This is a genomic window from Streptomyces sp. yr375, assembly GCF_900110755.1.
In the GTDB taxonomy this organism is placed as follows: Bacteria; Actinomycetota; Actinomycetes; order Streptomycetales; family Streptomycetaceae; genus Streptomyces.
Window position 1 is genome coordinate 14776 of the sequence record NZ_FOFF01000058.1, and the last position, 13176, is coordinate 27951.

General features: G+C 70.6%; 12 protein-coding genes. 7 read left to right on the top strand and 5 right to left on the bottom strand.

Translation table 11 applies throughout. The annotated features are described in order from the left end of the window. The first annotated feature begins 241 nt into the window (after positions 1-241). From BMZ82_RS34910 to BMZ82_RS34925, 4 genes are all read left to right on the top strand, one after another. Positions 242-2155, top strand: coding sequence for an ABC transporter transmembrane domain-containing protein (locus BMZ82_RS34910; RefSeq protein WP_093781418.1), 1914 nt, complete (start codon positions 242-244; stop codon positions 2153-2155). Next, entirely contained in the window at positions 2152-3933 is a 1782-nt protein-coding gene (locus tag BMZ82_RS34915; protein ID WP_093781419.1) for an ABC transporter ATP-binding protein, read from the top strand. Before BMZ82_RS34910 ends, BMZ82_RS34915 begins: the two co-directional genes overlap by 4 nt. A 525-nt stretch (positions 3934-4458) precedes the next feature. After that, positions 4459-4929, top strand: a complete 471-nt coding sequence (locus BMZ82_RS34920) for a DUF5709 domain-containing protein (RefSeq protein ID WP_093781420.1) — start codon at positions 4459-4461, stop codon at positions 4927-4929. Between the two features lie 66 nt (positions 4930-4995). Beyond that, positions 4996-5253, top strand: coding sequence for a type B 50S ribosomal protein L31 (locus tag BMZ82_RS34925; RefSeq protein WP_093781421.1), 258 nt, complete (start codon positions 4996-4998; stop codon positions 5251-5253). Between the two features lie 125 nt (positions 5254-5378). Here BMZ82_RS34925 and BMZ82_RS34930 read toward each other — a convergent pair whose 3' ends face one another. Then, positions 5379-6173, bottom strand: coding sequence for a metal-dependent hydrolase (locus BMZ82_RS34930; protein ID WP_093781422.1), 795 nt, complete (start codon positions 6171-6173; stop codon positions 5379-5381). A 145-nt stretch (positions 6174-6318) separates the two neighbouring features. On the opposite strand from BMZ82_RS34930, the gene BMZ82_RS34935 reads away from it, so the two are divergent. Both BMZ82_RS34935 and BMZ82_RS34940 read left to right on the top strand, forming a co-directional pair. Continuing rightward, positions 6319-8832, top strand: a complete 2514-nt coding sequence (locus BMZ82_RS34935) for a DEAD/DEAH box helicase (protein WP_177244811.1) — start codon at positions 6319-6321, stop codon at positions 8830-8832. Between the two features lie 79 nt (positions 8833-8911). Then, positions 8912-9778, top strand: a complete 867-nt coding sequence (locus tag BMZ82_RS34940; RefSeq protein WP_093781423.1) for an acyl-CoA thioesterase — start codon at positions 8912-8914, stop codon at positions 9776-9778. Between the two features lie 62 nt (positions 9779-9840). Here the strand turns inward: BMZ82_RS34940 and BMZ82_RS34945 are convergent, their stop codons facing one another. Together BMZ82_RS34945 and BMZ82_RS34950 are read right to left on the bottom strand one after the other, a co-directional pair. Beyond that, positions 9841-10848 carry a DUF6397 family protein gene (locus BMZ82_RS34945; protein WP_093781424.1) on the bottom strand — a complete coding sequence of 336 codons (1008 nt, stop codon included), beginning with the start codon at positions 10846-10848 and terminating at the stop codon, positions 9841-9843. A 139-nt stretch (positions 10849-10987) separates the two neighbouring features. Then, positions 10988-11401 carry a roadblock/LC7 domain-containing protein gene (locus tag BMZ82_RS34950; RefSeq protein WP_093781425.1) on the bottom strand — a complete coding sequence of 138 codons (414 nt, stop codon included), beginning with the start codon at positions 11399-11401 and terminating at the stop codon, positions 10988-10990. Between the two features lie 118 nt (positions 11402-11519). Here BMZ82_RS34950 and BMZ82_RS34955 point away from each other — a divergent pair, with 118 nt between their 5' ends. Then, entirely contained in the window at positions 11520-11948 is a 429-nt protein-coding gene (locus tag BMZ82_RS34955; RefSeq protein WP_093781426.1) for a PPOX class F420-dependent oxidoreductase, read from the top strand. Between the two features lie 21 nt (positions 11949-11969). Here BMZ82_RS34955 and BMZ82_RS34960 read toward each other — a convergent pair whose 3' ends face one another. Together BMZ82_RS34960 and BMZ82_RS34965 are read right to left on the bottom strand one after the other, a co-directional pair. Continuing rightward, on the bottom strand, positions 11970-12575 hold the full coding sequence (locus BMZ82_RS34960) for a GTP-binding protein (protein WP_093781427.1): 606 nt from the start codon (positions 12573-12575) through the stop codon (positions 11970-11972). Between the two features lie 161 nt (positions 12576-12736). Next, entirely contained in the window at positions 12737-13150 is a 414-nt protein-coding gene (locus BMZ82_RS34965; RefSeq protein ID WP_093781444.1) for a DUF742 domain-containing protein, read from the bottom strand. Positions 13151-13176: the final 26 nt, after the last annotated feature.

Here is a 13176-nt window from a genome sequence, read left to right on the forward strand (position 1 = left end):
CTTTCCGGTCGTTTGCGGCAGGTTCCGGACATCCGGGCCGCGTCGGACGGCTGCCGGATCCGTTCGCCGCAACGGAAAACAGGTTGATTTCCACCACGCTGCGACGCGAACCTTGCACGGTTTGTTGCCGCTCCCCGCGGCCGTTCCCGCGCGTCAACTCCCTTGCCTCCCCCACCCCGTCTTCCCCTCCCTCCGCCCTTTCCGCCTATCCCCCTCCCCTGACTCGAGCCACTGGGACGTCATGCAGATCCAAGACCTTCCGTACCCCGACCCGGGTGTGCCGGACGCCCGCTCGGGCCCCCGCTTCCTGTGGTGGCTCGGCCGCAATCAGTTGGGCGGCCAGCTCAAGTCCCTGGCCTGGGGGCTGCTGCACTTCGTCGCCGTCTCGGCGCAGCCGTTCTGCGTCGGGTTCGCCGTCGAGGCCGTCGTAAACCGCTCCGGTACCCGGCTCGCCCTCGCCGGCGGGCTGATGGCCCTGTTCGGTGCCGCCACCGCGATCGGCGACACCTTCCTGCACCGGGCCGCCGTCACCAACTGGATCACCGCCGCCGCCCGGGTCCAGCAACTGCTGGCCCGCAAGGCCTCGCAGCTCGGCTCCGCGCTGACCCGGCGGGTCGCGGCCGGTGAGGTGGTGGCCGTGTCCACGGGCGACGTCGAGAAGATCGGCTGGTTCGTGGAGGCCGTGTCCCGCTTCACCGCCGCGGCCGCCACGGTCGTGCTGGTCTGCGTCGGCCTGGTCGTCTACCAGCCGGCCCTCGGCGTGGTCGTCGCCGTCGGCCTGCCCGTCGTCGCGCTCGCGGCGCTGCCCCTGCTGCCCGCGGCGACACGACGGGCCGACGTCCAGCGCGAGAAGGCCGGACGCGCCACCGAGCTCGCCTCGGACACCGTGGCCGGCCTGCGGGTGCTGCGCGGGATCGGCGGCGAGGAACTGTTCCTCGACCGCTACCGCAGCGCCTCCCAGGAGGTCCGGCACGCCGCCGTGCGCAGCGCGCGCATGTGGTCCCTGATCAGCGCCATCCAGGTGCTGCTGCCCGGCCTGCTGCTGATCGCGGTCGTCTGCTACGGCGTCCGCCTGGCCCGCGAGGGCCGCATCACCGTCGGCGAACTGGTCACGGTCTACAGCTCCGTCATGGTCCTGGCCTATCCCCTCAGGCACTTCGAGGAGATCGCGATGGCCTACTCCTTCTCGCGTCCGTCGGCCAAACGGGCCGCACGCGTGCTGTCCCTGGAACGGGTCACCGACATCGGCGGATCACGGACGGCCGACACACCCTCGGGCGACCTGTACGACCCCGCCACCGGCCTGCTCGCCCCGGCCGCCCGGCTCACCGCCGTGGTGTGCGGCGACCCGGACGCGGCCGGACAACTGGCGGAACGGCTGGGCGGACACCCCCCGGAAGACGGTCCGTCGGTGCTGCTCGGCGGCGTCCCGCTGGACGAACTGCCGCTGGACCGCGCGCGCACGGCCGTCCTCGTCCAGGACAAGGACCCGGTGCTGCTGTCCGGCAGGCTGCGCGACCTGCTCGACGTGCCCGCCTCGGGCAAGGTCGACGCCGGTGCGGCGCTCGCCGCCGCCCAGTGCGGGGACGTCCTCGAAGCGCTCGTACAGGGCTCGTTGGACGCCGACGACCCGCTGGACGCACGTATCACCGAACGCGGCCGGTCCCTCTCCGGTGGCCAGCGGCAACGGCTCGCGCTGGCCCGCTCCCTGTACACGGACCCCGAGGTGCTCGTCCTGGACGAGCCCACCTCGGCCGTCGACTCGCACACCGAGGCACGGATCGCCGAAGGACTGCGCGAACTGCGCGCGGGGCGCACGACGGTCGTGTTCACCTCGTCCCCGCTGCTGCTGGACCGGGCCGACCGGGTCGTGCTCGTGCACGAGGGCGAGGCCGTCACGGTCGGCCTGCACCGCGAACTGCTGCACACCGAGCCCCGGTACCGGGCCGTGGTCACCAGGGAGACCGACGAAGAGGCCACCCTGAACGGCGTGTTGAAGCACTTGGACGACGGCGAACTCGAAGTCGACGGCCTCAAAGCCAACGGACTCGAAACCGCCGAACTAACCAACGAAGTAACCGACGAACTGACCGACGGACTGACCGACGGTCTAGAAGACATCGACCGCGAAGAGATCATCGAGGAGACCGCATGATCGGCGTGGCGCCGCCCGCGTTCGACCCGGCGGCACCGACGACGGCGAACACCCTGCCCGTCGGCGCCCCCGCGACCGTACGCGCCTACGTGGCCGAACTCCTGCGCCGGCACCGCCGCGCCTTCCTGCTGCTCCTGTTCGTCAACACGGTCGCCACGGTCGCCTCGATGGTGGGTCCTTGGCTGCTCGGCGATCTCGTGGAGCGGCTGTCGGACGGAGCGCGCGAGCTCCATCTCGGCTTCACCGCCTCGCTGTTCGTGCTCGCCCTGGTCGTCCATGCCGCCTTCACACGGCAGGTACGGCTGCGCGGCGCGATGCTCGGCGAACGGATGTTGGCCGACCTGCGCGAGGACTTCCTCGTACGGTCGGTCCGGCTGCCGCCGGGCGTGCTGGAGCGGGCCGGGACGGGCGACCTGCTGTCCCGGATCACGACGGACATCGACCGGCTGGCCAACGCGATGCGGGAGGCCGTGCCCCAGCTCACGATCGGCGTGATGTGGGCGCTGCTGCTGCTCGGCGGGCTCGTCGTCACGGCACCGCCGCTGGCGCCTGCCGTACTGCTCGCGGTGCCGCTCCTGGTGGTCGGGTGCCGCTGGTACTTCAAACGGGCGCCCGTCGGCTACCGCTCGGAGGCCGCCGGGTACGCCGCCGTGGCCGCCGCCCTCGCCGAGACCGTGGACGCCGGCCGCACCGTCGAGGCCCACCGGCTGGGCGATCGTCGCGTCGCGCTCTCGGAGCAGCGCATCCAGCAGTGGACCGCGTGGGAGCGGTACACGCTGTGGCTGCGGTCGGTGCTCTTCCCCGTCATCAACCTCGTGCACGTCACGGTGCTCGGCTCGGTCCTCATGCTCGGCGGTGTGTTCGTCCTTCAGGGCTGGATAGGGGTCGGTCAACTGACGACGGGCGCGCTCCTGGCGCAGATGCTCGTCGACCCGGTCAATCTCATCCTCCGCTGGTACGACGAACTTCAAGTTGCTCAGGTGTCGCTGGCCCGCCTCGTCGGAGTGCGCGACATCGAGCCGGACGGCGGGGACTCCGGGCTTGCGCCGGACGGCCGCGACGTGCTCGCCGACCGGGTGCACTTCGGCTACCGCGAGGGCGTCGACGTGCTGCGCAAGGTGTCCCTGGAGGTCTCCCCCGGGACCCGGCTGGCCCTGGTCGGCCCTTCGGGCGCGGGCAAGTCCACGCTGGGGCGGCTGCTCGCCGGGATCTACGCGCCGCGCGACGGCCGGATCACCCTCGGCGGTGCCGAGCTGTCGCGGATGACCGCCGAACGGGTCCGTTCCCACGTGGCGCTCGTCAACCAGGAGCATCACGTCTTCGTCGGCTCCCTGCGCGACAACCTCCGGCTCGCCCGGACGGGTGCGGCGGACGCCGAGCTGTGGGCGGCGCTGGGCGCGGTCGACGCGGACGGCTGGGCCCGGGCGCTGGACGACGGCCTCGACACCGATGTCGGCTCCGGCGGCGCTGCGCTCACCCCGGCGCAGGCCCAGCAGATCGCGCTGGCCCGCCTGGTGCTGGCCGACCCCCACACGCTGGTCCTGGACGAGGCGACCTCGCTGCTCGACCCGCGTGCCGCCCGCCATCTGGAGCGGTCCCTCGCCCGCGTCCTGGACGGCCGCACCGTCGTCGCCATCGCCCACCGCCTGCACACCGCCCACGACGCCGACGTCATCGCCGTCGTCGAGAACGGCCGCATCAGCGAGCTGGGCAGCCATGCCGAGCTGGTCGCGGCGGACGGAGCGTACGCGGCACTCTGGCGGTCGTGGCACGGGTGAGGAGGCCTCGTGCCAGTGCCGGAGGTCGGCGCCGGCACGAGGGCTGGGGGCCTCGGTGCGAGTCCGGAACCGGGGCCGGAGCCGAGGCCGGGGCCGGAGCCGGAGCCGGAGCCGGAGCCGGGGCCGGGGCCGGGGCCGGAGCCGGAGCCGGAGCCGGGTGTCGCGGCCGGTACTGGTGCCGGTAGGGCGGCCGGCACCGGAGGTGGTGGTGCTGGCCCTGGTGACGGCACCCTCTGCGGAGCCTCCGGGAGGAGAGCAAGCATCCGTGTCCGGGGCGGCACGCAGGGGCATGTGGGCAGCCCCAGGTCGCGGGCCCGACGCTCGGGCCGAGGCGACCCGGGCCCGCCCCGGTGCGTGCTTTGGCGTTGCGCGGTCCCGAAGCGGGGTGGAACGCTGGATAGCGGCACCCGCGCGCGACGCACTCGGAAACCCTCCCGAACACGCCGCGCCCGGCCGGTGCTCCGTACGGCGGTATCCCACCGCCGACTGCGGAGAGTACGGGCCCGTCACCCCCTGGAGGTACCCGTGAACAGCGCCGACGGATGGGGAGACGACGTCTACCAGCCCGACGCGTCCGACATCCAGGAGGACGCGGGACTGCTCGACGTGGAGGACACCCTGGAGAACGACGGCGTCGGGGACCCCCTCGACCGCGGCTGGTCGCCTCCGGACCGCCCCTGGGCCGTGGAACACACCGGTGTGACCGCCGCGGAGCGCCGACAGGGGGAGAGCCTGGACCAGCGGCTTGCGGAAGAGCTCCCGGACCTCGACGTGCCCGACGGCGACGGCCTCGGCGACTGCGACGGCACCGACGGGGAACTCCTCGACAACGAGGTCGGCGCCGCCCGCTCCGGCCGGCTCGTGGCACCGGACGAAGGCGTCCACGAGGACGAGGAGAGCGCGCTGATCGCCACGGACGTGGGCATCGACGGCGCTGCCGCCTCCGCCGAGGAGGCCGCGATGCACATCGTCGACGAGGACGCCCTGTCCGGTTGACCCGCCCGCGGCCGGCCCGGCCGTTCCCGGCCCGTCGCCGCCGCCTGCACCCCACGAGGAGCACGCATGCAGCAGGACAAACAGCCCGACTACCACCCGGTCGTCTTCCGCGACCGCACGGCCGGTTACGCCTTCCTCACCCGGTCCACGGCGGCCAGCGACCAGACGATCGAGTGGGACGACGGCGAGACCTACCCGGTCGTGGACGTGGAGATCTCCTCGGAGAGCCACCCCTTCTACACCGGCACGGCACGCACTGTGGACACGGAGGGCCGCCTGGCCCGCTTCGAGCGGCGCTACGGCGACGGCGGGGCGATGACCTGAACCAGTGCCGACGCCACCGCTGACACCACCGCCGACGCCGCCGCTGACACCACCGCCGACACCTCCGTGATCGCCGCCGTCACCGCGGCTGCCGCACCGGCCGGCAGCACCCATCGCACCGTCCGTCAGATGTAGTTGAGGGCGGCGGCCCCGCCCACTCCGCCGAGCAGCATGAACACGGGCATCAGCACCTTCAGCTCGACCCAACTGCCCGCCCGGAACCGCATCGCCTTGGGCGGACCGATCGGGTACCAGCGCTTGCGCCCGATCGGGATGGGCCACAGGACCGGGCAGCCGGAGACGGTCAGCGCGTCCCCGATGTCGTGCACCAGCGCGCCCAGCACGATCGGCAGCCCCAGCCACAGGTACTCCTGGCCCGGGTCCGTGAACAGCCAGCCCGCGCCGTTGCCCGGCTTGTCGAGCACACCGGCGAGGATCCACGCACTGGTCGCGGCGAGCAGCCACACCAGCACGTCGCTGCTGGAACCCCGGGCGGCCCGCCACAGCAGGCCCTCGATCGCCAGCACCATGTGCACGAAGAGGATCGCCAGCACCGCCCAGCGGCCCCCGGTGATCGCCAACGCCGAAGCGCCCGCGCCGATCATGACCGCCCACAGCCAGGTGTGGGTGAGCGTGCGGTGCCCTCCGGAGCGACGCGGGTCGCCCTGCTTCCTCGTGGACTTGTAGACGGCGTAGGAGAGCTTGTCGACGATCTCGCAGAGCCAGCGCGAGACGGGGCCGAAGGCCCGGGAGATGGTGGCGGCCTTGTGGTCGAGATCCGGGGCGAGTGCCGCGCCTGCGCAGATCAGCGCACCGACGAGCAGGACCGGCCAGGGCATCGTGTGCCCGGCCGCCGCGGCGGCCGCACCGACGCCGAGCCAGGCGGCGGCGCCCGACAGTGAGTGTGCTGGTCCCATCATGGCCGTTGCCCGCCCTATTCCTCGTGTACCGCTGTCCAGTTGACCGGGTGCGATAACGCTCCGTCGGCGACACAGCGTAGCGGTCGTGATCTTCGGGCCGGCAGCCGATTCCCCCATCAAGGGCGCGGACAGGCAAGATGGGGTCGTGACCCTCATCGATCAGTTGCCGCCGACCGCAGATCCCGACGCCCTGTACGAAGCCTTCGAGTCCTGGGCGCAGGAGCGCGGTCTGACGCTCTACTCCCATCAGGAGGAGGCGCTGATCGAGGTGGTCTCCGGGGCGAACGTGATCGTGTCGACGCCCACCGGCTCCGGCAAGAGCATGATCGCGGCGGCCGCGCACTTCGCGGCCCTCGCCCGCGACGAGGTCACCTTCTACACGGCCCCGATCAAGGCGCTGGTGTCGGAGAAGTTCTTCGAACTGTGCAAGATCTTCGGCACGGAGAACGTCGGCATGCTGACCGGCGACGCGTCCGTGAACTCCGACGCCCCGGTCATCTGCTGCACCGCCGAGGTGCTCGCGTCGATCGCGCTGCGCGACGGCAAGAACGCGGACGTCGGCCAGGTCGTCATGGACGAGTTCCACTTCTACGCGGAGGGCGACCGCGGCTGGGCGTGGCAGATCCCCATCCTGGAGCTGCCGCAGGCGCAGTTCGTCCTCATGTCGGCCACGCTGGGCGACGTGTCCTTCTTCGAGCAGGACCTCAAGCGGCGCACCGGCCGCCCCACGTCGGTGGTCCGCTCGGCGACCCGGCCCGTACCGCTCTCCTACGAGTACCAGTACACGCCGATGACGGAGACGCTCACCGACCTGCTGGCCACGAAGCAGGCGCCCGTCTACATCGTGCACTTCACGCAGGCGCAGGCGGTGGAGCGGGCGCAGGCGCTGATGAGCATCAACATGTGCTCGCGCGAGGAGAAGGAGCAGATCGCCGACCTGATCGGCAAGTTCCGCTTCACCACGAAGTTCGGCAGCAACCTCTCGCGCTACGTGCGGCACGGCATCGGCGTCCACCACGCCGGCATGCTGCCCAAGTACCGACGGCTGGTGGAGAAGCTCGCCCAGGCCGGCCTGCTGAAGGTGATCTGCGGTACGGACACGCTGGGCGTGGGCGTCAACGTGCCCATCCGCACCGTGCTGTTCACGGCGCTGACCAAGTACGACGGCAACCGGGTGCGCACCCTGCGGGCCCGTGAGTTCCACCAGATCGCCGGCCGGGCCGGGCGGGCCGGTTTCGACACGGCGGGCTACGTGGTCGCCCAAGCGCCCGAGCACGTCATCGAGAACGAGAAGGCGCTGACGAAGGCCGGCGACGACCCGAAGAAGCGTCGCAAGGTGGTGCGCAAGAAAGCGCCGGAAGGCTTTGTCGGCTGGACGGAGAACACCTTCGACAAGCTCATCGAGTCGGAACCGGAACCGCTGACGTCGCGTTTCCGGGTGACGCACACGATGCTGCTGTCGGTTATCGCCCGGCCCGGCAACGCCTTCGAGGCGATGCGACACCTGCTGGAGGACAACCACGAGCCGCGCAAGCAGCAACTGCGGCACATCCGGCGCGCGATCGCGATCTACCGCTCGCTGCTGGACGGCGGAATCGTCGAGAAGCTCGACGAACCCGACGGCACGGGCCGTATCGTCCGCCTCACCGTGGACCTCCAGCAGGACTTCGCGCTGAACCAGCCGCTGTCCACCTTCGCGCTGGCCGCGTTCGAACTGCTCGACCCGGAGTCGCCGTCCTACGCACTCGACATGGTCTCCGTCGTCGAGTCCACGTTGGACGATCCGCGGCAGATCCTGGCCGCCCAGCAGAACAAGGCGCGCGGCGAGGCGGTGGCCGCGATGAAGGCGGACGGCGTCGAGTACGAGGAGCGCATGGAGCGCCTCCAGGACGTCACGTACCCGAAGCCGCTGGAGGAGCTGCTCTTCCACGCGTACAACACCTACCGCAAGAGCCACCCGTGGGTCGGCGACCACCCGTTGTCGCCGAAGTCCGTCATCCGTGACATGTACGAACGGGCCATGTCCTTCACCGAGTTGGTGTCGCACTACGAGCTGGCCCGCACCGAGGGCATCGTGCTGCGCTACCTGGCCAGCGCCTACAAGGCCCTCGACCACACCGTCCCCGACGACCTCAAGTCCGAGGATCTGCAGGACCTGATCGAGTGGCTGGGCGAGATGGTGCGCCAGGTCGACTCGAGCCTGCTGGACGAGTGGGAGCAACTCGCCAACCCGGAGGAGATGACCGCCGAGGAAGCCCAGGAGAAGGCCGACGAGGTCAAGCCGGTCACCGCCAACGCCCGTGCCTTCCGTGTCCTGGTCCGCAACGCGATGTTCCGCCGTGTCGAGCTCGCCGCCCTCGACCACGTCGACGCGCTGGGCGAGTTGGACGCCGAGTCCGGCTGGGACGCCGACGCGTGGGGCGAGGCGATGGACAAGTACTGGGACGAGTACGACGACCTCGGTACCGGTCCGGACGCCCGGGGTCCCAAGCTGCTCGTCATCCAGGAGGAGCCGCAGAACGCCCTGTGGCGGGTCCGCCAGATCTTCGACGACCCGAACGACGATCACGACTGGGGCATCAGTGCGGAGGTCGACCTCACGGCCTCCGACGCCGAGAGCCGCGCGGTCCTGCGCGTCACCGCCGTCGGCCAGTTGTGACCAGCGAGGCAGACGGCGAAGCAGGCGGCCGAGTACGTACAGAACAAGGCATGGCAGAGGGCACAGGAGGAGCGCACCGATGACGAATCCGGCCGAGAGACTCGTCGACCTGCTCGACCTGGAGCAGATCGAGGTCAACATCTTCCGCGGCCGCAGCCCGCTGGAGTCCCTGCAGCGGGTGTTCGGCGGCCAGGTCGCGGGCCAGGCGCTGGTGGCGGCCGGCCGGACCACCGAAGGCGACCGGCCCGTGCATTCGTTGCACGCGTACTTCCTGCGCCCGGGCCGGCCGGGCGTGCCCATCGTGTACCAGGTCGAACGGGTACGGGACGGGCGGTCCTTCACCACCCGCCGGGTCACCGCCGTGCAGCAGGGGCGCACGATCTTCAATCTCACCGCCTCCTTTCACAAGCCTGAGGAAGGTCCCTTCGAGCACCAACTGCCGCCGGCCCGCGATGTCCCGGACCCGGACTCCCTGCCGACGGTCATGGACGAGGTCCGGGAGCATCTGGGCGCGTTGCCCGAGCAGTTGGAGCGCATGGCGCGCCGACAGCCCTTCGACATCCGGTACGCGGACCGGCTGCGCTGGAGCGCGGAGGACATCAAGGGTGCCGAGCCGCGCAGCGCGGTGTGGATGCGCGCGGTCGGGCCGCTCGGCGACGATCCGCTCGTCCACACCTGCGCCCTCACATACGCCAGCGACATGACGCTCCTGGACGCCGTCCGCCTCCCGGTCGAACCCCTGTGGGGTCCGCGGAACTTCGACATGGCGTCGCTGGATCACGCGATGTGGTTCCATCGGCCGTTCCGCGCGGACGAGTGGTTCCTGTACGACCAGGAGTCGCCGATCGCCACCGGCGGACGGGGGCTGGCTCGCGGGCGCATCTACGACCTGGAAGGGCGCCTGCTGGTGTCCGTCGTCCAGGAGGGGCTCTTCCGGGCGCTGTAGCCGCCGGTCCCGCGCATCACACGAACGTCACGGACGTCACGTGCATCACGGACGTCTGCGCGTCACGTGCTTCGGCGGCGGCGCAGCCGGCTCAGCAGGCCACGTGTCGGCCGATCAGGCTCGTCGGGCGTGTCCGGTTGCGGTGCCGGGTGCGTGAGGGCCAGGTGTGTGGGAGCCGAGTGCGTGGGAGCCGGGTGTGTGGGAGCCGGGTGTGTGGGAGCCGGTTCGGGCAGGGAACTCGATGCGACCGGCTTCGGCGGGGCAGGTGTCGACCGGAACGGTTGGGGCGAGGGGCGCGGCGCGGGTTGGTCGGCACGGGCTTCGTCCAGGGTGCGTTCCAGGTCGAACCTCAGCCAGGCGATCTCGTCGGGGTGGTCCGCCGTCATGATCTTCTCGGCGAGGTGCGCACCCGGCGTGCCCGGGGTGCCGTGGGCCGGGGGTCCGGGCCGGAACCTGTTGAGGTGGGCGCGTTCGTAGGGGTCCTTGACGATCTCCGCGACATGGAGCGGGTCGAGGAACCCGGCCAGGGCTCCGGCGCGCTGCCAGGGGCCATCCGTCTGGCGGAGCAGGAAGCCCAGATGGCGGCCCCGCCAGTTCCGGGCCCGCAGGTCGACGCCTGCGGCCAGTTGGCTCCGCAACGTCTCGGGCGTCCGACCGGTGAGCAGGAACGAGTTGGTCTTGTCGGCGGCGAACTGCCGCAGCTCGTCGGCGAGATACATCCACACGACGGCCCGGTATCGGTTGAGATAGAACCTGACGGGCACCACCAGTCCCACCCGTGCGAGGCGGGTGAACCGGGTGGGCGGGACCTCCATGAGGGCGGCGCCGTCGCCCGTGCCGACGGCGAGCACGCTCTCGCGCAGTGTCTCGGGGAATCCGGGTTCCGAGCGCAGCCGGTCGATCTCCGTGCGGGGCACCCGACGGCCCCCTCCGCCTTCGTCGGGCGTGGTCCTGATGCGCCCGAGGTGCACGGCGAGTTCGAACTCGCTTCGCTTCAGGTCCAGTTCCCGCGCCGCCCGACTCGGCGTGCAGGAAACGGAGTGTGGTTGCGTGACGATGTTGTCGGACATGGCCGATCTCCCCCGTGGAGTGAAGTGGAGTGAAGCAGGCCCGCGCTGTCCGCGGTGGCCTCGGAAAAAACCGTAGCCGGAATTGCGGATCTCGTGGCGAGCCTGTGGATAACTCCACGGAGGAGAACAAAGATGCAGGTCAGAGGTCTGTCAGTGGGGCGCGTTCGGGCAGTCGGGGATCCACGGTGAGGTGTTCGCCGACCCGGTTGACGAGCAGGGTCATCTCGTAGGCGATCTGACCCATGTCGGCTTCCGCCGCGCTGAGCACGCACAGGCAACTGTCGGTGCCCGCGGCGGTGACGAACAGCACCGCGTCGTCGAACTCGATCATCGTCTGGCGGACTCGGCCCGCGCTGAAGTGGCGTCCTGATCCCTTGGCGAGACTCTGCAGTCCGGACGAGACGGCGGCGAGGTGCTCCGCGTCCTCCCGGCGCAGTCCCGTGCTCGCGCCCGCCACCAGCCCGTCGTTGGACAGCACGAGTGCGTGCCGCACGTGGTCGACGCGCTCGGTCAGGTCGTCCAACAACCAGCCCAGATCCTGGTCCTGCGCCATGTCCCGCTCCCCGCTGACGTTCCTCGTGTGACGTTCCCCGTGTGATGCTCCGCCTCGCCGGAGAACTTGTCCGCCACCCTTCCCCAGGACCGACCGCCGGAGCAAGGAAGATGGCGCCATGGCACAGAAGATGACCGATGAGGAATGGCGGGCTTTCGTCATGTACGGAACCCGCACCGGAAAACTGTCGACCGTGCGGGCCGACGGAAGTCCGCACGTGGCGCCGATCTGGTTCCTGCTCGACGGGGACGACGTGGTGTTCAACACCGGCAAGGACACGGTGAAGGGGCGCAATCTGGCGCGGGACGGCCGGATCGCCCTGTGCGTGGACGACGACCGGCCGCCGTTCGACTTCGTGGTGTTGCAGGGCCGGGCCCGGATCTCGGAGGACCTCGACGAGGTCCGGCACTGGGCCGCTCGGATCGCGGCCCGGTACATGGGTGAGGAGCGTGCCGAGGAGTTCGGCGCCCGCAACGGGGTTCCGGGGGAACTGCTCGTCCGCGTCGGGATCGACAAGGTCCTGGCGCAGCAGGGCATCGCCGACTGACCTGGGCCTACGACGGCACGTTCAGCTCACGGAGTCGAGCAGCCGGGCGGTGTGCATCCGCCCGGCATACTCGACCAGCCGGATCAGTACTTCCTTCCCCGAGTCGCGGTCACGGGCGTCGCACAGGACGACGGGGGTGCCCGGGTCGAGGTCGAGGGCGCGCGAGACGTCCTGGGCGCCGTATGTCCGCGTGCCCGTGAAGCAGTTGACGGCCACCACGAACGGGATGTGCCGGTGCTCGAAGTAGTCGACCGCGGGAAAGCAGTCCTCCAGGCGTCGCGTGTCGGCCAGGACCACCGCGCCGAGAGCCCCCTGCGACAGTTCGTCCCACAGGAACCAGAAGCGGTCCTGCCCCGGCGTCCCGAACAGGTAGAGGGAGAGACCGGAACGGATGGTGATCCGGCCGAAGTCCATGGCGACGGTCGTGGTGACCTTCTGGTCCACGCCGTCGGTGTCGTCCACCAACTGACCGGCTTCGCTGAGCAGTTCCTCGGTGCGCAGCGGCTTGATCTCGCTGACCGCGCCCACCATGGTGGTCTTGCCCACGCCGAACCCGCCGGCGACCAGAATCTTCAGCGCCAGCGGGGCCGTCTCGCCGTCCGTGGCGTCGGAGTGCTCGGAGACCATGGATCACTTCTCTCGGGAGAGTTCGGGCGTACGGCTTCGGCATGTGCACGAAGCCGACAGCATGACAACGGGGGCCGTTTTCCGATGAGTTAGACCGAGTTCGACTGAGTCCGGTCGACTTCGACTGGGTTCGACCGTGATCTGACCGATGGAACGTTCGTCTACAGCGCTCGCAGCCCCTCGATCACTTCGCGCAGAATCCGTTCGTCGGGCAACTGCGCCGGCGGGACCGGACGGCTGACGGTGACGCAGCCGAGCTCCAGCAGGTCGCCGAGGAGCACTCTGACGACGCCCACGGGCAGGTCCGCGCCCGCCGCGAGTTCGGCGACGGACTGGGTCTCGGTACGGCAGAGGTCGATGAGGGTGCGGTGTTCCGGCCCGAGCGCCATGCCGTCCGTGCCGGGCGCGCCCGGGTCCAGGGTGACCAGGGCGATCAGGTCGAAGCGCACTCCGGTGGGGCCGCCTGGTCTTGTGCGTCCGCCCGTCATGGCGTAGGGGCGGACGAGCGGGCCGGCCTCGTTGTCGTACCACTGGCTGCCGAGCTCGCGCGGGGCGCCGGTCCTGTCCTCGGTCATGTCGTCGGTCATCTGCCCGGGTCGCT